29 protein-coding genes are annotated in these 24,014 nt (G+C 36.2%); 8 read left to right on the top strand and 21 right to left on the bottom strand.

The annotated features are described in order from the left end of the window. Positions 1-60 precede the first annotated feature (60 nt). Positions 61-681 (top strand): cupin domain-containing protein, encoded by a 621-nt coding sequence (locus tag C2I06_RS20270; protein ID WP_123258737.1) that lies wholly within the window; start codon positions 61-63, stop codon positions 679-681. A gap of 34 nt (positions 682-715) precedes the next feature. Next, a complete protein-coding gene (locus C2I06_RS20265; protein WP_249928244.1) occupies positions 716-1,612 on the top strand; it encodes an SDR family oxidoreductase in 897 nt (298 codons plus the stop codon). A 48-nt stretch (positions 1,613-1,660) separates the two neighbouring features. Here C2I06_RS20265 and C2I06_RS20260 read toward each other — a convergent pair whose 3' ends face one another. The 4 genes from C2I06_RS20260 to C2I06_RS20245 all read right to left on the bottom strand — a co-directional run bounded on the left by C2I06_RS20260 (position 1,661) and on the right by C2I06_RS20245 (position 7,216). Continuing rightward, complete coding sequence (locus C2I06_RS20260; protein WP_123258736.1) at positions 1,661-3,706, bottom strand: beta-galactosidase; 2,046 nt, start codon at positions 3,704-3,706, stop codon at positions 1,661-1,663. Between the two features lie 18 nt (positions 3,707-3,724). After that, the gene (locus tag C2I06_RS20255) at positions 3,725-4,585 is read right to left on the bottom strand and encodes a galactooligosaccharide ABC transporter permease GanQ (protein ID WP_047944009.1); all 861 of its coding nucleotides are present in this window, start codon (positions 4,583-4,585) and stop codon (positions 3,725-3,727) included. A gap of 1 nt (position 4,586) precedes the next feature. Then, complete coding sequence (locus C2I06_RS20250) at positions 4,587-5,876, bottom strand: sugar ABC transporter permease (RefSeq protein WP_095331268.1); 1,290 nt, start codon at positions 5,874-5,876, stop codon at positions 4,587-4,589. 71 nt (positions 5,877-5,947) lie between these two features. After that, positions 5,948-7,216 (bottom strand): galactooligosaccharide ABC transporter substrate-binding protein GanS, encoded by a 1,269-nt coding sequence (locus tag C2I06_RS20245; protein ID WP_123258735.1) that lies wholly within the window; start codon positions 7,214-7,216, stop codon positions 5,948-5,950. Between the two features lie 272 nt (positions 7,217-7,488). Here C2I06_RS20245 and C2I06_RS20240 point away from each other — a divergent pair, with 272 nt between their 5' ends. After that, the gene (locus C2I06_RS20240; protein WP_095331272.1) at positions 7,489-8,478 is read left to right on the top strand and encodes a LacI family DNA-binding transcriptional regulator; all 990 of its coding nucleotides are present in this window, start codon (positions 7,489-7,491) and stop codon (positions 8,476-8,478) included. A 146-nt stretch (positions 8,479-8,624) separates the two neighbouring features. Further along, positions 8,625-9,110: a CBO0543 family protein gene (locus C2I06_RS20235; protein ID WP_123258734.1), complete on the top strand. Its 486-nt coding sequence runs from the start codon at positions 8,625-8,627 to the stop codon at positions 9,108-9,110. Here C2I06_RS20235 and C2I06_RS20230 read toward each other — a convergent pair. The 5 genes from C2I06_RS20230 to C2I06_RS20210 all read right to left on the bottom strand — a co-directional run bounded on the left by C2I06_RS20230 (position 9,107) and on the right by C2I06_RS20210 (position 12,332). Then, positions 9,107-9,868, bottom strand: coding sequence for a YjjG family noncanonical pyrimidine nucleotidase (locus tag C2I06_RS20230; RefSeq protein WP_095331276.1), 762 nt, complete (start codon positions 9,866-9,868; stop codon positions 9,107-9,109). The genes C2I06_RS20235 and C2I06_RS20230 overlap by 4 nt on opposite strands. Before the next feature lie 15 nt (positions 9,869-9,883). Then, positions 9,884-10,357: a DMT family transporter gene (locus tag C2I06_RS20225; RefSeq protein ID WP_061800661.1), complete on the bottom strand. Its 474-nt coding sequence runs from the start codon at positions 10,355-10,357 to the stop codon at positions 9,884-9,886. A gap of 5 nt (positions 10,358-10,362) precedes the next feature. Next, positions 10,363-11,076, bottom strand: a complete 714-nt coding sequence (locus tag C2I06_RS20220; protein WP_095331280.1) for a Crp/Fnr family transcriptional regulator — start codon at positions 11,074-11,076, stop codon at positions 10,363-10,365. A 12-nt stretch (positions 11,077-11,088) separates the two neighbouring features. Further along, positions 11,089-11,514: a DMT family transporter gene (locus C2I06_RS20215; RefSeq protein WP_047943997.1), complete on the bottom strand. Its 426-nt coding sequence runs from the start codon at positions 11,512-11,514 to the stop codon at positions 11,089-11,091. Positions 11,515-11,690: 176 nt separating this feature from the next. Continuing rightward, entirely contained in the window at positions 11,691-12,332 is a 642-nt protein-coding gene (locus tag C2I06_RS20210) for an FMN-dependent NADH-azoreductase (RefSeq protein ID WP_123258733.1), read from the bottom strand. Positions 12,333-12,525: 193 nt separating this feature from the next. On the opposite strand from C2I06_RS20210, the gene C2I06_RS20205 reads away from it, so the two are divergent. Beyond that, entirely contained in the window at positions 12,526-12,987 is a 462-nt protein-coding gene (locus C2I06_RS20205; protein ID WP_061800667.1) for a GNAT family N-acetyltransferase, read from the top strand. A gap of 105 nt (positions 12,988-13,092) precedes the next feature. Here C2I06_RS20205 and C2I06_RS20200 read toward each other — a convergent pair whose 3' ends face one another. The 11 genes from C2I06_RS20200 to C2I06_RS20155 all read right to left on the bottom strand — a co-directional run bounded on the left by C2I06_RS20200 (position 13,093) and on the right by C2I06_RS20155 (position 19,879). Further along, positions 13,093-13,458, bottom strand: coding sequence for a YybH family protein (locus C2I06_RS20200; protein WP_123258732.1), 366 nt, complete (start codon positions 13,456-13,458; stop codon positions 13,093-13,095). A 283-nt stretch (positions 13,459-13,741) separates the two neighbouring features. Beyond that, the gene (locus C2I06_RS20195) at positions 13,742-14,662 is read right to left on the bottom strand and encodes an LCP family glycopolymer transferase (protein WP_095331284.1); all 921 of its coding nucleotides are present in this window, start codon (positions 14,660-14,662) and stop codon (positions 13,742-13,744) included. Between the two features lie 32 nt (positions 14,663-14,694). Continuing rightward, on the bottom strand, positions 14,695-15,519 hold the full coding sequence (locus C2I06_RS20190; RefSeq protein WP_123258731.1) for a hypothetical protein: 825 nt from the start codon (positions 15,517-15,519) through the stop codon (positions 14,695-14,697). Beyond that, positions 15,512-16,084, bottom strand: a complete 573-nt coding sequence (locus tag C2I06_RS20185) for a sigma-70 family RNA polymerase sigma factor (protein WP_095331290.1) — start codon at positions 16,082-16,084, stop codon at positions 15,512-15,514. The genes C2I06_RS20190 and C2I06_RS20185 overlap by 8 nt, the downstream gene beginning before the upstream one ends. Before the next feature lie 173 nt (positions 16,085-16,257). After that, the gene (locus tag C2I06_RS20180; RefSeq protein ID WP_123258730.1) at positions 16,258-16,752 is read right to left on the bottom strand and encodes a GNAT family N-acetyltransferase; all 495 of its coding nucleotides are present in this window, start codon (positions 16,750-16,752) and stop codon (positions 16,258-16,260) included. Continuing rightward, complete coding sequence (locus C2I06_RS25870; RefSeq protein ID WP_268877124.1) at positions 16,736-16,870, bottom strand: hypothetical protein; 135 nt, start codon at positions 16,868-16,870, stop codon at positions 16,736-16,738. The genes C2I06_RS20180 and C2I06_RS25870 overlap by 17 nt, the downstream gene beginning before the upstream one ends. 33 nt (positions 16,871-16,903) lie before the next feature. Further along, entirely contained in the window at positions 16,904-17,770 is an 867-nt protein-coding gene (locus C2I06_RS20175; protein WP_123258729.1) for a permease, read from the bottom strand. A gap of 83 nt (positions 17,771-17,853) precedes the next feature. Then, complete coding sequence (locus C2I06_RS20170; protein ID WP_016201414.1) at positions 17,854-18,300, bottom strand: MarR family winged helix-turn-helix transcriptional regulator; 447 nt, start codon at positions 18,298-18,300, stop codon at positions 17,854-17,856. A gap of 97 nt (positions 18,301-18,397) precedes the next feature. Beyond that, positions 18,398-18,871, bottom strand: coding sequence for a GNAT family N-acetyltransferase (locus tag C2I06_RS20165; protein ID WP_123258728.1), 474 nt, complete (start codon positions 18,869-18,871; stop codon positions 18,398-18,400). Positions 18,872-18,887: 16 nt separating this feature from the next. Continuing rightward, complete coding sequence (locus tag C2I06_RS20160) at positions 18,888-19,376, bottom strand: GNAT family N-acetyltransferase (RefSeq protein WP_095331298.1); 489 nt, start codon at positions 19,374-19,376, stop codon at positions 18,888-18,890. Next, on the bottom strand, positions 19,373-19,879 hold the full coding sequence (locus C2I06_RS20155) for a GNAT family N-acetyltransferase (RefSeq protein ID WP_164463744.1): 507 nt from the start codon (positions 19,877-19,879) through the stop codon (positions 19,373-19,375). The genes C2I06_RS20160 and C2I06_RS20155 overlap by 4 nt, the downstream gene beginning before the upstream one ends. A gap of 174 nt (positions 19,880-20,053) precedes the next feature. On the opposite strand from C2I06_RS20155, the gene C2I06_RS20150 reads away from it, so the two are divergent. Next, a complete protein-coding gene (locus C2I06_RS20150) occupies positions 20,054-21,211 on the top strand; it encodes an SAM-dependent methyltransferase (RefSeq protein ID WP_123258727.1) in 1,158 nt (385 codons plus the stop codon). 73 nt (positions 21,212-21,284) lie between these two features. Here C2I06_RS20150 and C2I06_RS20145 read toward each other — a convergent pair whose 3' ends face one another. Further along, complete coding sequence (locus C2I06_RS20145) at positions 21,285-22,190, bottom strand: NAD(P)/FAD-dependent oxidoreductase (protein ID WP_095331364.1); 906 nt, start codon at positions 22,188-22,190, stop codon at positions 21,285-21,287. Positions 22,191-22,330: 140 nt separating this feature from the next. Here C2I06_RS20145 and C2I06_RS20140 point away from each other — a divergent pair, with 140 nt between their 5' ends. Together C2I06_RS20140 and C2I06_RS20135 are read left to right on the top strand one after the other, a co-directional pair. Next, a complete protein-coding gene (locus C2I06_RS20140; RefSeq protein ID WP_123258726.1) occupies positions 22,331-22,864 on the top strand; it encodes a sigma-70 family RNA polymerase sigma factor in 534 nt (177 codons plus the stop codon). Next, a complete protein-coding gene (locus C2I06_RS20135; protein WP_123258725.1) occupies positions 22,848-23,972 on the top strand; it encodes a hypothetical protein in 1,125 nt (374 codons plus the stop codon). The genes C2I06_RS20140 and C2I06_RS20135 overlap by 17 nt, the downstream gene beginning before the upstream one ends. Positions 23,973-24,014 lie beyond the last annotated feature (42 nt).

Genomic DNA, 24,014 nt, shown 5'->3' with positions numbered 1-24,014 from the left:
TATATATTTAAAGTTGTAAGCCATATAAATATTTTCATATGAAAAATAGGAGGCTACATTATGTCTGTTAATCCAGCTTCCCCTGCCTTTCAACTATTCGGGGATTCTACCCAGTCTGTTAATTATAAAAGGGATTCTTATAATTACATTACACAGTTATTTTCTGAACAAATGCCTGCAATACATACTGGGTTATTCAATGTCCATCTTAATCAAGGATTCATTGTCCAGCCACACTGGCACACAAATGTGAATGAACTTGTTTTTGTCGTTAGTGGGGAAGTTATGACCTCTGTCTTCAACCCTTTTACACAAAGCATCATGACTTATCATGTAAAACCCGGGCAAGCTTCCCAATTTCCAAAGGGGTGGTTCCATTGGATAGTAGCATTGCGAAACAATACTCATTTTCTTACTATTTTCGACCAGCCGCAACCTGATATCGTGTTTGGTTCTGATTTTCTACGTTTTTTGCCAAAAGAAATTGCTAACAGAGCTTATTGTGTAAACGAAGCCGCCTACGCACATGCCCTTGCCCCCATTACCCAGTCTACTATTCTCGGGCCACCACCAGGATGTGACCAAATCGGAGGAGCCGTAAACTATCCATACCATGCCACTCAGCCTACACCTACTATACATCCTTATCTCAATCTTTCCTCTCCTCCCCACGCTTATTAACCAAGAAAAGTAAGAAAGTATGGAGGTTATTACTGTGACAAAGAAACAACATTATGGTTCTGAAGTAAAATGTGAAGAAATTGAATGGACGTTTCCACCTCAGCAGCAAACACGACAGCCGGGGTTTGAATATTTGATGGATCCACTTCCTATTTTTGATAACCCCAAATATATTGGAACAGGCAAGTTAAAGGACCGTACAGCTATTATTACTGGAGGAGACAGCGGCATCGGCAGAGCCGTTGCCGTCGCCTTTGCGAAGGAAGGGGCAAACATTGTCATCTCTTATTTTGACGAGCATACAGATGCAGAAACAACAAAGCGAGTTGTCGAGCAATATGGTCGCTCCTGCTTACTCATTCCAGGAGACTTGCGAAGAAGAGAACATTGTGAATTCATTGTGCAAAAAACATTAGAAACATTTGGAAAAATTGACATTTTGGTTAATAATGCAGCTGTACAATTTTTGCGAGAAGACTTAACTTCCATACCAGACGAACAATGGGAATTAACGTTTGATGTAAATATCCATGCCTATTTTCACTTAACAAAGGCTGCCTTACCCCATTTAAAAGAAGGAGCCAGTATTGTTAATACGACTTCTCTTGTTGCCTATATTGGGGTAAGTCACTTGATTGATTATACGACGACGAAAGGTGCGATTGTTAGTTATACAAGAGCGCTAGCCAACAACCTTGTGCAAAAAGGTATCCGTGTGAACGCTGTTGCTCCTGGACCTTTCTGGACACCCATCCAGCCTGCCTCACAATCGGCTGAAAATATTGCTACATTAGGCTCAGATGTACCAATGAAGCGGGCGGGGCAGCCGTATGAAATTGCTCCAGTCTATGTGTTGCTTGCTTCTGATGATGGTTCTTATATGACAGGACAAACGATTCATGTAAATGGCGGTGCTATGGTTACGACTTAGAACAGCAAAAAAGGACGATATCCCGTCGTCCTCTTTTGTTATTCCTCATTATTTTTCTCTTTTTAACACCCTTACTTCATATGGCAAAAGTTCTATCTGTTCTTGCTTTATTTCTTGTGTAAGTAAATCGAAAAAGGATTCTTTTAACGTTACTGTTTGCTTTTGTTCTGTAAAATTCATGACAAATAAATAGTAGCACTCAGCCGAATCCCTTCTTTGGACGGAAACACCTTCTTTATGCAGAATTTCCCTTTCGCTGTCAAGATTACCTTCTTTTTGCAATTCCTCATAAAAATCATCTAAAAAGGCCTGTTCCGTTCTTGCCCCTATAAAATAGGCTTTTCCTTTCCCGTAGCAGTTTTCTACAACAGCAGGATTCCCTTGATAAAAGTCCTCCATATACGTCGCTAAAATATTCGCTTCTTTCCTTTCAAAAATGGTGCAATAATCTTTTATTTCATATTGCTTCCCGTTATAGATAAGGGTATTTCTATCTTTTGGATAAAGAGTATCTATTTCTTTTACATCAATGCCAAATATTCGTTTTAGCATTGCAGGCCAACCTGATAAATGGGCAAGATCCGTTTCATTAACAAGGCCGCTAATATATGAACTTACAAGTGTTCCTCCATTTGCAACATAGTTTTCTAATTTAGAAATTGTATCAAGAGACATCATGTAGAGCATTGGAGCAATAACTAAATCATAGGAAGCAAGCTCTTGATTTAATGTAACTATATCGACACTAATATCCTTTTTCCAAAAACTTTGATAATGCTTTTGCAACGTTTGAGGATATTGCTTTGTTGAATCGGAGAATCCTTGTGCATCGTTTAAAGCCCAGTTATTTTCCCAATCATATACAATTGCTACTCTTGCTTGTTTATGTGTTCCCTTTACTTCAGCAATCTTCTCTAGAGCTCCACCAACTGCTGAAACCTCTTGAAAGACTCGATTCGTTTCACTATTATCATGATCCACTACTGCCCCATGAAATTTCTCGGAGGATCCTCTTGATTTTCTCCATTGAAAATACAGAACACTGTCTGAACCATGTGCGATAAATTGCATGGAGGATAGCAAATGCATACCAGGTCTCTTCGTTTTATTCACATCATGCCAGTTGACGCCACTTGGTGTACTTTCCATAATGAGAAAAGGCTGTTGTTTTAAAGAGCGATACAAATCATTGATAAAACCAACTTTTGCAGCTAAGTCCTTTGTTTCCTCCCAATCATTGTGCCAAGCAGGATAGCAATCCCAACTAACAATATCCACATGCTTTGCAAACTCACTATAATTCAAACTTTGAAAGGGTATTAAATCATGCGTGTCTGCCATAAAGTTTGTTGTAATAGGGATAGATGGAGAGATTTCCCTTAATGGCACTATTTCATGCTTGTAAAAATCAATTGTTTGGTCAGTGACAAAACGTTTCCAATCTAAATTCAATCCATGAACCATACTTTCTCCAATGGAAGAAGGAGATTCAACTTCTAACCAATCTGTGATTGTATGGCTCCAAAATGGCCCCCACCAAGCATGATTTAGTTTATCTAATGTCCCATACTTCTTTTTCAGCCAATTACGGAAATTATCTTGGCAAAGTTCACAGTGACAATCGCCGCTATACTCATTAGAAATATGCCACATTAGTAACGCAGGATGATTTCCATAGCGCTCCGCTAGCTTTCTATTAATAATTGCTACTTTTTCACGATAGATAGGGGAAGAAAAACAATGATTATGGCGTCCCCCATGTAACATTTTCATGCGATTTTCGGTGGTTCTTAAGACTTCTGGGTACTTCTTAGACATCCATGCTGGTCTAGCGCCACTTGGAGTAGCTAAGATGACTCTCCCGCCCATTTGATAAATGGCCTCTATTCTTTCATCGAGCCAGTCAAACTGGAATTCCCCTTCTGTTGGTTCAAGTGCACTCCATGCAAATACACCTAAGGTAAACGTATTTGCTTTTGCTAATTTCATCAATCGTAAATCATCTTTCAATATTTCTGGATAATCGAGCCATTGATCCGGATTATAATCTCCACCATGCAATAAGCGATTATCTGCTACTGTTTTATCTATCATCTTAAAGTCCTCCGATTTCTATCCTTTTGTTCCTCCTGCTGTTAATCCAGATACGAAATGCTTCTGTAAAGCTACAAATACAATCGCAACCGGAATACTTATCAGAATAGCTCCAGCTGCAAAGGTGGTATAGCTTGCTCCCATTTTGTCGCTGACTAATTTATACAAGCCTATCGGAAGTGTATAGTATTCTGGATTTCTCAATATGACCGATGATATCGCGAAATCTCCCAGCGGAGCAGTGAATCCGTTCATTGCAACTACCGCAAGCATTGGTCTAGATAAGGGCATGAGTATTCTCCAAAATATTCTGGTGTTGCTAGCTCCATCAATTTTCGCACTTTCATCAAGGTCAAGCGGTATAGAATCAATATATCCCTTCATTAAATAGGTATTCATTGGGATTTGGCCACCAACATAAATAAATATTAAGAGCCAATGACTATTGATTAATCCAAGCATTTGCGCCAAAACAAAGATTGCGATTAAAGCAGAAAACTGTGGAATCATTTGTAATAGCAAGAATAGCATTAAACCATTTTTTCTCCCTTTAAACCGAAAACGAGAGAAAGCATATGCCGTATAAGAGACACATAGTATCGAAAACACCATTGTAAGAATACTAATCTTCATGGAATTCATATACCATTTTCCATAGTAAAGAGTGCCTTCCTGTTGAAAAAGGTCTTTGTAATGACCCACTGTTGGATTATCTGGGATAATACTCGTGCTTACCAAACTGTTACCTGGATTGAAGCTAGCACCAATCGTCCATACTAACGGATAAATAATAAGGGTACATACAATAAGCAAGAGGAGGTAAGTAAGTGTCATCCGAATAGTCCGCTGTTTTTTGATACTGACCGTTTTTTTGGCCATCTTATTTTACCTCCTTAAACGAATTCGTTCTTCTGAATTGCCAAAGAGCAATACTAATAACAAAAATACTTAGTAAAATCGTCAATGCAGCAGCAAGTGCATATTGACTGTTCTGCATCGTTAATTTATAAATCCAAGAAACTAAAATATCTGTACCACCGGCTGTTGATCCTGGCACAGCTGGTCCTCCCGCATTAAAAAGATAGATAATATTAAAGTTATTAAAATTAAACGTATATTGCGTAATAATAATAGGTGCCATTGAGTATAAAATAAGTGGCAGCGTAATATTTTTGAACTTTTGAAGGGGGGATGCTCCGTCAATCGTTGCTGCTTCGTAAAGATCATCGGAAATCGATTGAAGTACCCCCGTGGTGACAATGAATATATATGGAAAACCGAGCCATCCTTGTATAAGCAATAACGCTAATCGTGTCCAGTTTGGACTTGTCAGCCAAGGAATACTATCGATCCCCAAAAAGGCTAAGATGGAAGTATTAATCGCACCAAAGCTATCATTGAACATACCTGCAAATACTAAAATTGTTACAAATCCAGGTACAGCCCACGGTAGCACTAAAATAGTACGAAAGAATTTTTTAAAGCGTAATTCCTTCTGATGAACAACCACCGCTAAAAAAATCCCGATTGCCACTTGAAGCGTTGAGGCAATCAGTGTCCAAATTAAAGTCCATCCTAATACATCAAAAAAAGTAGCTCTCCATATATCGACGGTAAATATCTTTTTAAATGTCTCAAGTCCTACCCAATCCACTAAATTAGCTGGAGCGGAATGATACAGGTCATAATTAGTAAAGGCAAGTGCAAAACAAAATAGGATCGGAAAAATAACAGAGAAAATAAGTAAAAGGAAGGCTGGACTTGTAATGATATATGGATATCCTTCTGCTAAAAGAACCTGATACTGCTCTTTTATGGAGGGAATAGCAAATCCTTCTTCTCTTCTCTTTCCAATCGCATAGGCATCTTTTATATTTAAGTAATAAAAAGCTAATCCGAAGAAAATAACAATTACAGCGATAATGCCCTCTGCAAGCAAGAAGATGGAATTATCTCGGGGCACTTGTTCCCCAAGCGTAACAATCCCCCATAGTCCCATATTAAATAAATCCTTAAAAACAACAATAAATGCGATAGAAAAGATAAGGAAGAATGCTCCCTTTCCCCATTGTTTATTATAGAACTGTCCTAAACCTGGAATGATTGATAATAATGCAGCTCTTTTCGCTGTCTTTGTATCTGTATCAACTGCCTTTGCTTGGAAGCTCATACTTAAACTTCACCTCTCTCCTTTTAAAAGGGACCAGTATTTTTTGGATACTGTTCCCCTCTTATTCCTAGTTAGTTTCCACTATTAGCAGCAATGGAACCTTTAATTGTCTCGACTGCTGTTGACAGGGCCTCTTTTGGCTTCGCTTTTCCTGTTGCAATCGTTTGAAGTGCTGAGTCAATTGGCTGCCACACTGCATCCATTGCTGTAATGCCTGGTGTTAATTGTGAATATTGAGATTGATTCGCTACTGCCTTTGCATTTTCACTTTCTTTCACAGCTGGATCTTCTGCTAACGCCTTTACTGCTGGAACTTCTTTCGTAATTTCATAACGTGTTTTAGAATTCTCTTCATTTGCTAAAAATTCAACTAATTTTTCTGCTAGTTCTGCATTTTTACTATAAGTGCTTACGTTATAGCTTTTCACCCCTATGAAGGATCCCATATGTTCTCCATTTGCTAACATCGGGAGCTCTGCTACTCCATAATTGACGCCTGCTTTCGCATACGGCTCTAAATTCCACGGTCCAGAAATAACTGCAGCGGCTTTCCCTTCTGTAAATAGAGAATCCAGAACATTTATCCCTTGCTCGCCAATAATTCCGGATGGGAACAATCCATCTTTATAAAATTTGGAAATATACTCTGCTCCTTCAATGGCTCCTTCATTTGCTAAACCAATATCCTCTGGATTGTATGCTCCAGAACTGTCCTGCCCGAATACATAACCTCCATATCCACTTAGAACGCCATTTGCATAGTATATTTGATCCCATAAAGCCAATAAGCCATAATTTCCATCCTTGGTTACCCCTTTAGAGAACTCATACCATTCCTCTGTTGTTTTCGGCAATTGGTCTTCACTTACTAAGTCCTTGTTATAATATAAAATGGTCGTTTCCACGGCTTTAGGAAGCCCATATACTTTGCCATCAACCATTTGGGATTCCATCGCTGCCTCTGTATACATTGCCTTTTGCGTATCATTAACTGTGATTTCCTTTAAAATCCCCTCTGTTACAGCCGTTCCAATCTGATCTGCGGGAATTGTGATAACATCAGCTCCTGTACCTGCTGGCCCATCTAATCGCAAATCTTCTAATTGATCTGCATAAGCTTTCTCTTCAACTTTAATTTTCACCTTATTTTCTTCTTCAAATTTTTTAATTGCATCTGCAATTCCTTCCGACTTGCTTTGATCTTCCCATACAAGGAGATCATAGCCATTGTTATTTTTCTTTGAAGATGTATCGCTACTTGCTTCATCTGATGGTCCACAACCTGCTAACGCTAAAGCTAAAGAACTACTCAAAAGTATTGCGGTAAGCCTCTTTTTCATCTTTTTTCCACCCTTTGCTTTTTTATTTTCTGAAAACGTTTTCTAACAAAAGAATACTATACAAAGATTTTTTTGTAAATATATTTAGTAATATATTTTATTAACATAGAAAAATACAACACTTAATAAATTTAATAATATAATAAATACAAATAAAAACATTTACTTATTAAAAACAACAAAAGGAAAATAATTTACTAAAAAACATTACTAATTTATAAACAAATCGCTTATAATGTATTTATTGAGAACAGTGCTTTTAGGAGGTTTACATGGTCACCATAAAAGATATTGCAAAAAAGGCAGGTTTTTCACCATCTACCGTTTCGAGATTATTAAATAATGATTCAACACTCTCTATTTCTCCAGAAACTAAAAAGAGAATTTTAGATACAGCATTTGAATTAGGATATGAAAGAAAAAGTATTCAACCACTTATTGAAAAGGTGGCACTTCTATACTGGATTACGGATAAAGAAGAGCTAGAGGATGTTTATTTTAAACAAATGCGATTAGAACTGGAAAAAAACGCTATTAACCATAATATTGAATTGCATCTATACAAACATGAAGACGGTATAAATAGTATCCCCCATGATATTTCTGGCTTTATTGCAGTGGGAGCCTTTTCGATGGACGAAATTCAAAAGCTAAGAAAGAAAACAAAAAAGGGGGTTTTCATTGATGCTAACCCTGTTCCTGACCTATATGATGCTGTATTACCGGATACTGTAAGAATCACCAAAAAGGCAATTGATTACTTCATTGAAAATGGGCATCAAAAAATTGGGTTTATTGGTGGAACTTATCATAATCCGGATACAAATGAAGATGAAATGGATATTCGCGAAATCACGTTTCGTGCACATATGCAGAATATAGGATTGCTCGATGAAAGATATATATTTGGCGAAAGGCATTTTTCCGTAAATGATGGCTATACCGTTACAAAGAAAGCAATTGACTGCTTAAAAGAAGAATTGCCGACTGCCTTCTTTATTGCCTCTGATCCAATTGCAGTCGGAAGTCTTCAAGCTTTTAATGAATATAATATTTCGATTCCAAATAGAGTCAGTATTATAAGCGTCAATAATATAAGTGTGGCGAAATATGTATCACCTCCCTTAACAACCTTTCATATTGATATACCAGAACTATGCAAGACGGGTGTTTCTTTACTTCTCGAACAAATTCTAGATCAAAGAAAAATTCCAAAGACTGTTTTACTGCAGTCAGAATTAATTAAACGAAAAAGCACATGATCAAAAAGGCAACAGGGTTTCATTGTCACAAAAAAAGCATCCAAACAGATGCTTTTTTTTCATACTTTTTTCGTATTGGGGGAATATAAAAAAATCCTATGATAACTTAGAGAAAGGATAATCGTAACTAGACGGGTGATTATTTAGTGGAACGGAAAATATTAAGATTTCTCCTAATTTTAGGAATTGGACTTTTACCAATTATCTTTAGAAAAAAACAAGCAAAGGATTGGTTTCTTGTTTTCTTTTTAAAAGGGTATATGTCCAGTTTTATTGACGGTATTGTTACTTCGAAAAAACGCCTTAGTTTCCCTGTTCGATTGTTACCAAAGCATTTTAAAATTAATGTGTTATTTGACTATTTACTATTCCCGATCACCTCTGTTGTTTATAATCAAATAAGCTATCATTCCAAACTACCTGGAATTATTCTCAAAGCACTTTGTTTTAGTATCCCGATGACGATTGTAGAATTTCTGTTCGAAAAATACACAAAGTTAATCTCCTATAAGAAAGGCTGGAATTGGTATGATACATTGTTAACCGAAACTTGTACCTTCTTAATTTCCAGAATGTGTATTGGGATTATCCGTAAATTGGACAAAGAAGATAAAAAACAATCGATCCATTAAGGGTTCGATTGTTTTTCTTGGTCAAGAAGCACAAGCAATTCTTCTAGTTTTGCTATTTCATATGTTGGCTGGACTTCTAATTCTTTTTTCTTTTTTAATGGATTAAACCAGCATGTATCAATTCCTGCATTGCATCCGCCTTGTATATCGGCGCTTAGCGAATCGCCAATAATTAAAGTTGTCTCTTTGTTGATTTGCGGGATTCGTTCAAAGCAATAATCAAAGAACTCCTTCATTGGCTTTTGATAGCCAGTCTCTTCTGAGACAAATACAGCTTTAAAGAATGGGTAAAGACCTGAGGATTTTAACCGCTTCTCTTGGATTTTTGATATTCCATTGGTCACAATATATAAATCAAATCGATTGGAAATCCTTTGAATTAAATCAAATGCTCCATCTAACAGCTGATTTCCTTCTCCTAAATAATCGCGATAGCTTTGTTGTAATAAAACACCGTCTACTTTTATGCCCAATGTGTCAAAGAAGAGGGTAAATCTTGTATTGACGACCTCATCGCGCGTTATTTTTCCTTCTTCAAAGGCTTTCCAAAGGCCCTTATTGAGCTCTTGGTATTGCTGTTTCCATTCATCTCTGTAGGAAACTCCTTGCTCTTGCAGCAATAATCGAAAGGCGTGATCTTCTGCAGCTGTAAAGTCTAGTAAAGTATCGTCCACATCAAAAAGCAATGTTTGATAACACTTTACGCTCCCAGCGTTTTTGCTAGTGGTCTCTTCCTTATTATTCAGTAATCCTTGCATGTAAACTCACTCCTATTATTTCAGCAGTTCTTTCACTGGCTGTTTCTTCTCTGATGCACCACCCATTTTGAACACGAGAATTCCACCGATAATAACTAATACTCCTATTAATTGCTTGAAAGTAAACGGAACCTGATCTAATCCCAATAAACCAAAGGAATCAAATAGCAAGGCAAAAACAAGCTGAGAAGACAAAGAAATCGACACAGCATATGTTGCTCCCAAATGCTTAATCCCCTTTGTCATGCATACAACAACACCGACACCAATAATTCCGCTGAACCAATACCATGTGTGCATATTTTCTAAGTGAAAAAGGCCTGTACCTTCTGAAATAATACCCAAAGTAAAGGAGGCAATAAAGCCTAACGCTAACACTAGAGTCGTCGTTGCCCAAAGACCAGCCTTCTGATTTACTCGATTATTGAATATATTCTGCACCCCAACGAGACTCCCACTAATAAAGGCAATCAGTAATCCATATATCATGTTTTTTATTCACCTGCCCCTTCTTCGTAAATACTTTTACCAGCTAAATTCAATAAACCATCGCGGTTTTTCACGATAATAAACCCCTTTTTCCGTTCAATCAATCCATCCTGACAGAATTGCTGTATTACCCTATTTAAATGACGATAGCTAGTGCCAATTAGATTGGCTGTATCCTTAAGATTAATTTCCTTACCATCCGTATTGTATAAAGGATCCTCCTTATCAAAAGAAACAGATACTAAATAGCTAGCCAGTCTCACTTCCACTGGGTAAAATAAATTGAAACGCATCGAACTAGATTTTATATAGAATTTTTTCGTAATAATATCCAATAGAAACTGCAAGAAAGGGGCATAATCATTCGCATATTGCTTTAAATATCGTTTGTGTACACCAATGACCACCCCATCTGTGATAGCTTCCACCGTGTTCAAAATATCTGTATTCCTTACATATTCAACGTCCCCAACCATTTCGATTGGTGTTTTAAAGGATAGAATTAACGTTTTTCCTTCTGCTGTTGTCGTATATATTTTCACCTTGCCATCTACCAAAATGTAAAGATATTCCGCTGCCTGTCCTTGCGTACAAATAAATTCCCCTTGATTAAAAGCATAAAGATGTAAATGGTCTTTCAACTTTTTCGGAAAGATTGCTTCTAATTGAAACTTGCGAATATATTTTTCTATCTGCTCTAGATTTCCCATTTCTTTCAAGGATGGTTCTCCTTACATTTTTAATAAAAGAACACCTATTATCATCATACCAATTCCAATAAACTGCGGAGCCCTCATTTGCTGCTTTTCCAGTCCAAACCAGCCATTGCTATCTATTAGAAAAGTTATAAATAACTGGGCAATCAAAGCTGTTGAGATTGTTAACGTTGCTCCCACTAAATGCATGGCAGTAATCGTACTGAAAATAACAACCGAAGCAAAAGATCCTCCCGCCAAATATAATGGCTTTACTTGTTTATATTTTGAAAATGCTTCTTCCTTTACGATTAACAAGATTAGAAATGCAAGTACAAAACCAGTAAATTGTGTAATGGTAGCTGCCTGCCAAGAACCAATATCCTGACTAATTTTTGCATTTGCCACTCCTTGAAGGGTAATGAATGCCCCACCCATTAGTGCAAATAAAATACCTCTCATTTGTTCGACCCCTTGTTGTTTGATTTCCTTTTTAAAGATAATCGATTTCTAAAAATAGGAAAAGGACATATGTCCTAAATACTCCTTCTCCTAGTATAATCTTTTTTCCATAAAAAAACTCCGTCTGAAAACTTAATTTCAAACGGAGTTTATCTATTTAACTAGTTAAATATCTATTAAACAGTTTGTGCTGCTAATTTCTTTCCAGCAGCAGCAACTTTTTGTAATCCTTCTTCAATGATAGAAGCAGCTTTATCAGGCATTGCGTTATGGCCTTCGATAATAACTTCATCAATGATTTCCATACCAAATACGCCACCAAATACAGCACGCATATAGTTAACAGCCATTTCAGAAGAAGCAGCTTCTGGAGTAGAATAAACGCCGCCACGAGCATTTAAAAGGATTGCTTTCTTATCTGTCATTAATTGAATCATGATACCTTCTGCATCAAATTTAAAGGCAAAGCCTGCAGCATATACATAATCAATAAATGTTTGTAATTTAGCTGGAATAGTTAAGTTCCAAAGCGGGAATGCGAACACTACTACATCAGCAGCTGTTAAAGCATCCATCGCTTTTTGCTTTGCAGCTAATAAGCGTTGCTCTATATCTGTTAATTCTTCTCCGCTTTGCACTTTACCGAAAGCATCAAATAATTCTTGACCAAAATAAGGAGTATCTTCTGCATAGACATCATATACATTCACATTAAGGTTTTCAGCACCCTTAACAGATTCCATAAACGTTTCATACATTTTGCTTGATACAGCTTCAGCTGCTGGACGATTGTTTGCTTTTACTACTAATACATTCATTTATTTCATTTTCCTTTCCCTCATACAAATTTAAACCTATGTGAATATCATAACAAAAAAAATGGTTCAAAGGCAAATATTTTTAATTAAAGATATTTAATTAAATATTTCCAATCAAAATGCAAATAAGCTATTCCATTGGAATGAGGAAATTAGTAGAATAGTAGGTAAAATAATGAAAAGGATGATGAGGATGCACATTATAATCGACCCTGTTACATCAAAAGAAATCATTGCTTTATTAGAGGATCATTTACATAGCATGACCCTTCACTCCCCTCCTGAGAGCATTCATGCATTAGATGTGGAAGGATTAAGAAAACCAGATGTAACCTTTTGGAGTGCATGGGAGGATGGAGAGCTAACTGGCTGCGGCGCATTAAAAGAGCTAGATAACAAGCATGGAGAAATAAAGTCTATGAAAACCTCCCCTCATCATCTACGAAAAGGAGTAGCAAGAAAACTACTCCTCCATATTATCGCAGAAGCCAAAAATCGTGGCTATAGCCGATTAAGTTTAGAGACAGGTTCCATGGATGCTTTTCTACCAGCCAAAAAACTATACGAAAGCTTAGGATTTGAGTATTGCGGCCCATTTTCGGATTATACCGAAGATCCAAATAGTGTTTTTATGACGTTAGCATTAGAAAAATAAGATTTTAAAGATTCATTCGATTATAACTGCAGGCCAGTCCGTTTCCACTGATTCACAATGAATAATTGGAAACGGACTTTCCCCTTATCTTCCTTGTAATCGGCATTAAAAGCTACTCAAATGCTCATGAATGATTTTCCAATTTCCATCTGTATCTTTTACGAACACATTCGTTGCTCGTCCACTGCCTTTTATAAATTCGCCTTTATAATATCCCTCATAATGATAATGATAGACGCATGTTGCTGTGTCATTTCCCATACCTAGCCACTGTATATCTGCAGCTGAATACTTTTCTTCCTTGATAGTGTTCCACGCATTCTCAAAATAATTTTTTATCTCCTCTTTACTTCTGCATGTTTGGTCTGAGAACCAATATATCGCTTGTGGGTGCAGCAGCCGTTCTACATTTTCGAAGTCATGCGTATTTGTCGCATCAATATATTGCTCTAATAGATTAATTGGGCTCATATAAAGTAACCTTCTTCCCTATTTTATTTAGATTTACCTTATTATAATATGTTTGCATAGAACGAGAATAGATTTGATAAAAATAATGGCTAGTCGTTTTCTTTTGGCTTTTACTGGATCTTGAGATGCCTACTATCATTCTATCATTCTGGATTAGCTAGTAGTTGCAGTCCTACCGTCCGTTAAGAGCGGAATCAATCTTCCTACTTTGCCACCAAAATCATAATATAGATGGATACTTGCTTTATTTTCACAGTCCAACGCATATTTAATTCTTACCATCTCAATCTAAAAGATTATTCGCAAGCATTTCCTTAATATGATTTCTTTCCTCTTCATTTACCACGAAGAAATACTTACCATCTATATAAGCATCCTCACCTTTTACCTCATATTGTTCCATTCTATTTCTAGTATTCTTATAGCCTTTTTCAATAGATATCATCTCATTCAAGGGAATATTAGTTTTAACATTTTCACCTAAAGTCTCTAATATATCCTTAAATTTAGTAACTGAGGAGATACTAGTTCCTTTATCAATAATCGCTGCTATCACCTTTCTTTGTCTTTCATTCCTGCCAAAATCTCCTCTAGGGTCCAGTTTTCTCATTCTCGCATAACCTAATGCCTGCTCCCCATCTAAATCTATATTTCCTAATTGATAATGATATCCTTTCTTGTAGTACCCTTCATCAAGCCATTCAATTTCATTATCTACAGTTATGCCACCTAAAGCATCGACCATCCCACTTAGTGCTTCCATATTAATTTTTATATAATAGTCCAATTTTTGGCCAGTAAATCCCTCCACTGTATCTAATACCATCTTCACTCCCCCTAACGCATAAGCAGAGTTAATTCTAGTAATCGCCCCGTTTCCGACTATTTCTGCTCTTGTATCTCTCGGTATACTTATCATTTGTAATTTTTCCTTCACCGGATTTAACGTCATAACAATCAAGGCATCAGTTCTCCCCACATCGTTCTTCCGCTCATCCACTCCCATTAATAAAATGGAGATAGGCTTTTTATCTTTGACATTTTCACTTCTTAGCTTACTTTCCGTTTTTGTTTCTCCATCAATAGGTTCATAAACCTTATCTACTGTATTATCTATCGTTTTATACAAGTAAAATACAAAACTACATATACTAATAAAAATAATAGATAATATACTTATAGTAATTTTCTTATGTTTTTTCATGGTTATCTCTCTTTCTTTTTATTACTCCTTATTTAAAAAAGTTGGAATACATCGTCCGGAACTTCCTTATTTATCCATATATCAATTGTATCTATTATTACTTTACTCGCGCCATTTTGATCATATAAGGCTAAATACAAAATAATACCTGTTTCCTTATCTACTGTCAGAGCAAAAGCATCTTTCTTGGGAAAATGAGTATTATCCGGCTGCTTACCTTCAATCTGATAGAGCACTCTCCCAAACCGCTCTACTTCCTTGTATTTCCAATTATTATAATTTTCAAGAAGTGAAATATACTTTCTGCCTTCGAAAATGGAACCTAAATATCCTGATTCTATAAATTCCTGTTTTGTTAAATTTTTTTCATCAGAAATGCCTATTGTGGAATTTTTATAGATTAGCTTTCCATCTTTCCATAATATATTTATTGTTTGATAACCATCTTCGGTCCATACTTTCTCGCTGGATTTATATAGTTCTTTGTCTAGATTTAATGTAAAAGTTATAGTATTAGCTTTATCTCCATCACTCATTCTATTCTCGAATTGGCCAACAACAGTATGCACAGGTTTAAATGTTTGGGATAATCTTTCAACAATTTCCTTTTTATCTCGGTATTGTGCTGAAACACTCTGATTTATCATAAGACTTTTTATACCAATAAAAAAAAGGATAATCATGACTACACTAATGATTGCCGGAATATATTTATGAACAAACCATGGGCTTTTTCTTTTCTTTCCAGAATAATTAATCTGCTTCAATACCTTTTGCTTCTGTTCCTCCGAAAAATTTATTTCCTTTAATATCGTTCCATTCATTTTCTCATCTAAATTTTTTAGTTTTTCATCCATTGCCATCTCCTCCATCAAGCAGTTTTTTTAGCTTCTGACGTGCACGATGCATTCTGGACTTTACCGTATTCTCATTCAATTCTAGTAATTCTGCTATTTCATGTTGAGAAAGACCTTCATAGTAGTAGAGAATAATAACTTCTCGAAGGGGAACAGACAAAGAAATGACTTGTTCGGAAATAAAGCGATTCTCTTCATTTAAAAGAATTTGTTTCTCCACCGATTGCTCCTTAGTATCTCTTTTAAAAGAAAGAAAGTCTGCAAAAAGGATATTTTTATAAGACCAGCTTTTTAATACATCTTTACAGCGATTTACCGTGATACGGTATACCCAAGTCTTATAGGATGCCTCGTTTCGAAAATTATCGATATTTTCATAACATTTTATAAATACATCCTGAGCAATATCCTCTGCTGTTTGTTTATGGCGAACATAGGTATATGCTAATCGGACAACACTTTTTCCGTACTCATCCATTAACCAAATAAGGCGTTCTTCCTTTTCAAGAGGATCGGTAGAGCTCATTTGCTCTCTCTGATGCATATTGTGCTTTTTCTCAAGCATCTAAAACCTCCTCCTTTTTCCTATTACGTTTAGACGACACAAACCTCTTTTAGGTTCTGTTTTTTCTCCATATTTTCTTTTAATATGGTAAGAGACTTTCTTTAGAGATTTATTGTATTTACAATCCAACTAAAAAAATCCAAGAAAGCATCTATCACTTTCTCGGATTACAATTAGAATTTCCTACTTCTTCTTTCCACCAATACTATATCTCTCCACTCACCATCTAGCTTGCCAATTTTCTCTCGAATGCCGACTTCTCTAAAGCCACAGCTCTTATGAAGATAGATGCTTGCTTTATTTTCTGGAAATATGCCTGATTGCAGTGTCCAATAACCACTTTGTTCAGAATGTTCAATTAATTTTTCTAATAAAAGTTTCCCATATCCTTTGCGATGATAAGCTGGATGTATATACACACTGTGCTCCCCAACCCCTTGATATACACAACGGTTCGATACTTTGCTGATAGCAGCCCAACCAATCACTCTATGCGTTTCTTTATCTAATAGGACTAGGCTAGCAGTTAAATCTTTATTATTGCTCCATTTTTCCCAAGTGGGAACATCTGTCTCAAATGTTGCTTGTCTTGATTGTATCCCTAATCTATAAATAGCTGCGATTGCTTCCCAGTATTTCTCCGAAATCTTCTCAACCTTTACGCTCATCCTCCTTCTCCTCCTTCACGACACAACAGCCATCTTTTTTCTTTCCTACTTCTTCTATCATAATGGTACAACAATCATTTTTCTGCTCTTTTTTCATTATTTTTTTTAAAATATTCATAATAAATCATTCCTCCTGCTAATTGTTTTCCTTTTAGATAAAATAAAACAAAAATCCTGAAATCGTGGACATCGAAATAACCGATAAAATAAACGCGAACACTAATTTCCGCTTAAAGATGCTATTTAATAAGCTTAGCTCTGGGAGACTTGCTCCTGCTGAGCTGATCATCATTGCCATGACTGGTCCGAGCGCCATCCCCTTCGCAATAAGAATCTGGGAAATCGGAATCATAGATGATAACCGAATATATAAAGGAATACCAATAATGGCTGCGATTGGAATCAACCACCACTTCTCTCCGCCTAAGTAGGTTGCTACAAACTCTGTTGGCACGATTCCTCCTATCACTGCTCCAATACCTGCTCCTAGTAACAAAAAAGGGTAAACAGTTTTCATTAATGTTAAAATTTCAGAAACTGTATTTTTCAAGCTAAATCCCTTCTCTGCTTGAGACGCATTTTTGATGATGACATTTTTTACTTCTTTTTCAAACCCCCATTTCTCTAATACAAAGCCAAGTATAACTGAAAGTATCGTTGTAATTGCCGTATATGTGAGAGCTACTTTCCATCCCATTAGAACAGCCATTACAGTTAAAATAGTTGGATCAAGAACGGGAGAAGTAAATAAAAAAATCATAACGGTGCTAAACCGGATTTTATTTTTTAATAAATTCACCACAACCGGTATGGTAGAACAGGAACAAAAAGGGGTAATAAAAGCAAAGACTACTGCAATCAGCGCACTAACAATAGGTGGAGCCTCCTTCATCCACATCTCCACTTTGTTATAGCGAATAAATCCTTGCAGCAGGTTAACAATGAAAGATACAACCACAAACAGAACAGTTAATTCGATTACTAACCATGCGAAATTTTTCAACACTTCATACCACATCTTAAAAGCCTCCTATTATTTGCAAAATACAAGTATTATATCAAAGCTATATTAAGAAGGAAATCTAACATAGCTTTTTTCCATCACTTAACCGGGTGACAACACATATTGCTTTTTGCCATGGAACTATTTAATAACTTTAACGACCGTATTACCGTTTCTCTTTCAAAGTCTGACATAAAGGAGAGAACTTCTTCTAAATATTGATTCATTTGGGTATCAATAGAAGTCGCAATCGCTTTTCCTTGCATTGTTAATTGGAGTACGTATACTCTCTTGTCGTTCATTGATTGTTGCTTATTCACTAATTCCATTTTTACTAAAGATTGAATTTGCCGGCTAAAGGTGGTAATATCCATTCCAATAAGCTCCGCTATTTCTTGCATTGACGGATTACTTCTCTTATCAATTTCATATAAAATATGACTTTGGACAAGCGATATTTCTGTTTTTCCAACAGAACAACAATTTTTATCAAGTACACCAAATCTCCTCATCGTAATTTGTAAAATCTCACGGATATTCTCCATCCTATTTCCCCTTTTCTTTATGAAGTTATTTTTATTATATCTTATTATTTGCATTTTGCAACTATTTAATTCAGACTGTTTTTTTAAACAGTCCTACTTACACTTTTCTGCTGAGAATAATTTGTTCTCCTTTTGGTCCCATTACTCTTCTTCCTGTCTCAGCAAATCCTGCTTTCTGATAAACATATTGTGCTCTAGTATTTTTTACATTCACAGCCAAGATTACTTCCTTTTTCGCAGGAAAATGCTTTTTCACAAAGGGAACTAATTGTTCCATTGATTTCCCGCCTATCCCTTGCCCCTGAAACGAATGCTGAATAGAATAAGCTCGCATAAGAATAGCTTCTTTATTGTCACTATACGATTTTACTCCCTCCCATCCATGAAGGACAAAAAAACCCGCAACCATCCCATCATTTAAGATAACAATAGGATGACGATCCTCTTCCGTTAAACATTTCTCTAAAGCATCAAGCGGCGTACTTGTATAATATAGCTGTTCATCCGATAAAAGATATTCTTCTAATTGCCGCTTATATTTTTCTTCATAAAATTCCAATGATAGAGGCACTATCTTCACCTTCCATTTACTTTGTTGTTGATAGATTTTTCACTAGCACCACTTCATCTCTAATAGGAATACCATCGTTTCCGAAGAAAGGGATTTCTGGTTTAATCTTTCTAGCTTCTTTTACTGCGTCTTTAAGCAATTCTGCTAAACAATAGCCCCTTTTTTGGTAAAACTTTAAGGCTAGTAAATTATCATTTGTTGTAATTATTTTGACCTGATCACATGGGGCTTGTTTGGCTGTTCGTTCAACAGTTTGTAAAAGCTTTGTTCCAACGCCCCTTCCTTCTTCGATACTGTCTAAAGAGATAATTTCACACTCCGTATCTCTTAAAATGTAGGTTATTAAACCAATCATTTCCCCTTCTTTATTCCAGGCAATAAATCCATCTAAAGCACTGCAATCATAGATGCCTGTAGAAAGGACCATTTCGGGGCTTCCCCAATGAGATTGGAAAAATAATTTTACTTTTTCACGGTTGGTTTCAGTAATCGCGGTAATATTCATCTCAGTTCCTTCTCCATACAAAGATATTTTTGATGCCCAATAGGCTTAGAGGCAAAGAAAACCTCTCCTTTTTCTATATAACCATGCTTTTTATATAACTTTAAAGCTTGAGGGTTTCCTGAAAATACATCTAATCGGATGCTATCATATCCTTTGGCAAGAGCATATTCCTCCATATGCTGGACCATGATTGCTCCTATGCCTTTTCCTTGGTAACGGGGATTAAGCATGAGAGAGTGAATAATCAAAGGATTATTTCCATTCCATGGAATGGACTGCCATTCCTCTGTTTGCCATTCATTTAATACCACATGTCCCACTATCTTATCCTCTTCTAATAAAACGAATAGCATCTTGTTTTCCATGCAGTCCTGGAAATAACCTCTATTAGGATAATGATCATCCCATTGGAAAATATCATGCTTAATTAGATTTTCTCTGCATTTGATATATATATCATTAACTTCTTCTAGCATATTGGCTCTTGCCGTTATAAATCGCAATTTCATTCCACCTCTTTCCTATCATGATGCTCGTCTCTATTTTACCATTTTCACTCTTATATGGGGATAATTTCCCTTATAAATGTCCATTTTCTCGTTTGAGCATATCGAACACATATTTCATGGAATAGAGGTAAAATTATACATATAACATAAGAGTAAGAGGTGAATGGTGTGTTCGAGAAATCTATATATAAAACTATTCTAAGCAATTCCTTCACCATTCCAGTGAAGGTTACTTATTGGGATGGAAAATCAGCTGTTTATGGTAACGGCGATCCTGCCATAGAGCTTATTTTTAGAAAGCCTATTCGTATTAAAGACATTCATAATAACGCATCATTAGCTTTAGGAGAAGCATACATGAACGGGAAGATTGAAATAAAAGGAAGTATTGAGGATTTAATTGCGTCTGCCTATGAAAATGCATCTAGCTTTATGCAAAATAATAAGTTTAGGAAATTTGTTCCCAAACAATCTCATACGAAAGCGCGAAGTAAAGAAGATATCCAAAATCATTACGATATCGGCAATGACTTTTATAAACTATGGCTAGACCGTTCCATGACTTATTCCTGTGCCTATTTCAAAAATCCAGAAGACACATTAGAAACCGCACAGCAAAATAAGGTGGATCATATTTTAAAAAAATTAAATCTATCTCCGGGCCAGCATCTCTTAGACATTGGCTGTGGATGGGGGAATCTTATTTTTACTGCGGTTAAAGATTATCAGGTGAAGGCAACCGGCATTACTTTGAGCCAAGAACAGTATGATTATGTGACCCAACTAGCTAAGGAAAAAGGATTATCGGAAAGCATAACCGTCTATTTAATGGATTATCGTGATTTAAAGGATAGGAACTTTGACCGCATCACTAGTGTAGGGATGTTTGAACATGTAGGTAAGGAAAATCTTCAAGCCTATTTCCACCAGGTACATCAATTGCTAAAAGACGATGGGGCAGCCTTAATTCATGGAATTTCACGTCAACAAGGTGGCGCAACTAATGCTTGGATCAATAAATATATTTTTCCTGGAGGCTATATCCCTGGAGTCGCAGAGCTAGTCAGCCATATGACAGCTGAAAATCTCCAATTAGTAGACTTAGAAAGCCTTCGTCGCCATTATCAAAAAACATTAGAAATATGGCATGCTAACTTTATCGCTAACCTAGAGGAAATCAGGAAAACAAAGGATGAATGCTTTATCCGCATGTGGGACTTGTATTTGCAGGCTTGTGCCGCTTCCTTTAAAGCCAGCAACATTGATGTTATTCAATATTTATTGGTTAAGAAAAGCAGTAATTCGTTACCAATGACGAGAGGATAAAGAATCAGGGGGAAGGTTATTACACTTCCCTTTTTTAAACAACAGAAGCATAAGAACCAGCCCTTTGATTCCTTTAAAATCTTTCCAGCATAAGATCTGTATTTACAGCTATAGCTACTTTGCTTCCATCCGCAGCAGCAAACAGTAAGGATGATGCCCCTTCCTTTTCGGTTTCTCCGGCAACATAAACATTTTTTTTGGATGTTCTCCCTGATCCATCTGTTACTAACACTCCATTTTCATAGACATCTAATCTTAGCTGCTCCACAAACTGATTGGAGCGATAATAAGAAGGAGAAACGAAGCCACCCGTTCTAGCAATCTGCCTTCCTGATGTAAACACAACTTGCTGAAGATACCCATTTTCGCCTATTAAGCTCTTTATTGGTTCGGTAACGATTGGAACATTCCGCTTGAGGAATATTTCTTTTGTAGTTGGAGAAATCGCTGCACCATTTGTTGCTATCACTAAATCCTTCGACCAATTATAAACTAACCTTCCCATATGTAATGCTTGTGCTTCCGTGTAAGCAATAATAAGAAGAGCTTGATCTCTTAGCTCCCAGCCATCGCAGTATGGGCAGCTAAAAAGGCTTTTCCCATAATATTGTCTCGCATTAGGAATCGGAATAATCTCTTGTACACCAGTCGCTAAAATAATTTTCTCTGCTAAATATTCTTTATGTTTTTTCGTTTTAACCAGAAACACTTCTGCCCCTCTTAACTTTTCTATTTCCGTTACCGTATCCTTATAGGGAAAAATGCTCGGATAGTTCATTAAATCATTCATCCCTAATTCCTTAAACATCTGTGGACTTATTCCATCTCTTGTTAGAAAGCCATGTGATTCATGACTTACTCTATTTCTATTCGTTCCATCATCAAAGATAGCCACACTTCTTCTCGCTCTCCCTAGTGTCAGCGCAGCACTCATTCCAGCTGGACCACCACCAATAACTATACAATCAAGAATATTCATCTCCATAGATTCCCCCTTTTTCCTTCTATTTTAAGTATATGAACGACGTTGCCTTCGTAGTGCTAGAATAAATTTGTAAAAAAGAGAAACCGTTCGTCTGTTTGTTTTGTCTAATCTGTAGGTAGAAAGGAGAGGGGACTGTGGAGAAGCAAGAAAGAGATAAATTGCTTACAAACGCGATGGATACATATGGTCATTATTTATCCCGACTTGCCTACGCCCTTGTGAAAGATAGGGAAAAAGCAGAGGACATTGTGCAGGATGTGTTTATTCGTTATTATTTGCAGCTTGATCAATTTGAAGGTCGATCTAGTGTGAAAACATATTTATATCGTATAACGGTAAATGAATGCCGAAACTACTTTAAAAGCTGGGCTTTTCGAAAAGTCGAAGTTTCGAAGATTAAGAACACTTTTCTGATCCATAAAGAAACACCCGAAGAAGCCTATTTAAAACAGGAAAGTAAAAATTATCTTGCCGACTTACTTAATAAACTACCAATAAAGTATAAGGAAGTCTTATGGTTATATTACTATGGTGAATTATCTACACAGGAAATCAGCGAGATATTAAACTGTTCCAGCAATACGGTTAAAACTAGACTAGCGAGAGGACGGAAGAAAGCACAACTAACAATGAGTGAGGAGGAGATAAATCGTGCCAAAGAACATTAAACAATTATTTGATGAAATAATCCCAGCGGATATCACCCTTTCCGAAGAAAACAAACAAAGGATTTTACGAAATGCAAACCAGCAAATGCAAAACATTAGTCAGAGAAAACGAATATTCCGTCCAATATGCAGTGTAGTTGCCATTATTAGTCTTCTCCTTATTTTAATTAGTCCTTCTCTAGTAAACCGGCTTTCAACACACTCTTCTTTTCATACACCGATGGAAAAAGTAACTATACCAAATGTTGATTATTCATCTTTAATCCATTCTTTCTATATAAAGGAAACGAACGAATTGATTTATGCTGATAAAAAAAGCATTTATTCTTATTCCCTCACATCGCACTCACAGCAAGTACTTGTCGAATCTGGTGCAAACATTGATATATATGCACTGACAGCAAATGCGCATTGGCTTGTGTGGGGAGAAAAAAATAATAAGCTTTTTATTAAAAATCGAAAAACACTCTCACAGAAAGAATATAAAAAGGACATTATAGGAGATGTTCAATTGAAAGGAAATACATTAATTTATGATGATACTTCTGGATATAAGCAGTTAAATTTATCAACATTTAAGGAAACTAGCATTCATGGTTTCACGGGAATTGCCAGAAACAGCAAAGCTGATTTAGATCGTAATTTACTTGTTATTCCTGAGCAGTTTAAATCAAATAACAGAAATAAAACGGAGTTTTTTGTCTATAATCTAACCAACCTAAAACAAGTTGGGAATTATAGCGTTCCCTATAAAGCAGCGGAAAACGTTACTTTAATAAATAATAAAATATATGCAGCTTTTTCAAATGAGGATGAGAGCCCATCTATTTTAGGGTATATCGATCTCACTAATGGAGTATTTCATGAAATCCCCACACCACCCTTTACTACTTATGCTGTCTATAAAAATTACGTTGCATTAAGTGTAGTGGAAAAAAATACAGATACAGTTAAACTATATCAATTAGAAACGGAAAATTTAAAGGAACTACCCATATTTAATAATATAAAAGAACGCCTAGTCATGCCCCGTTTCACCGATGATGGATCCTTAATAGTAAACGGAGAGGCAGCAGATTTTTCTATGTACTTGCAGGATGTAGAATGAGCAGAGGGACGGCTCTTGCGCTTTCTTTTTCAAAATAGAAGC

It is taken from the genome of Niallia circulans, assembly GCF_003726095.1.
Classification (GTDB): domain Bacteria; phylum Bacillota; class Bacilli; order Bacillales; family Cytobacillaceae; genus Niallia; species Niallia circulans_A.
Note: the sequence above shows the minus strand (reverse complement) of the source record. Positions and strands in the feature narration are given on the sequence as shown.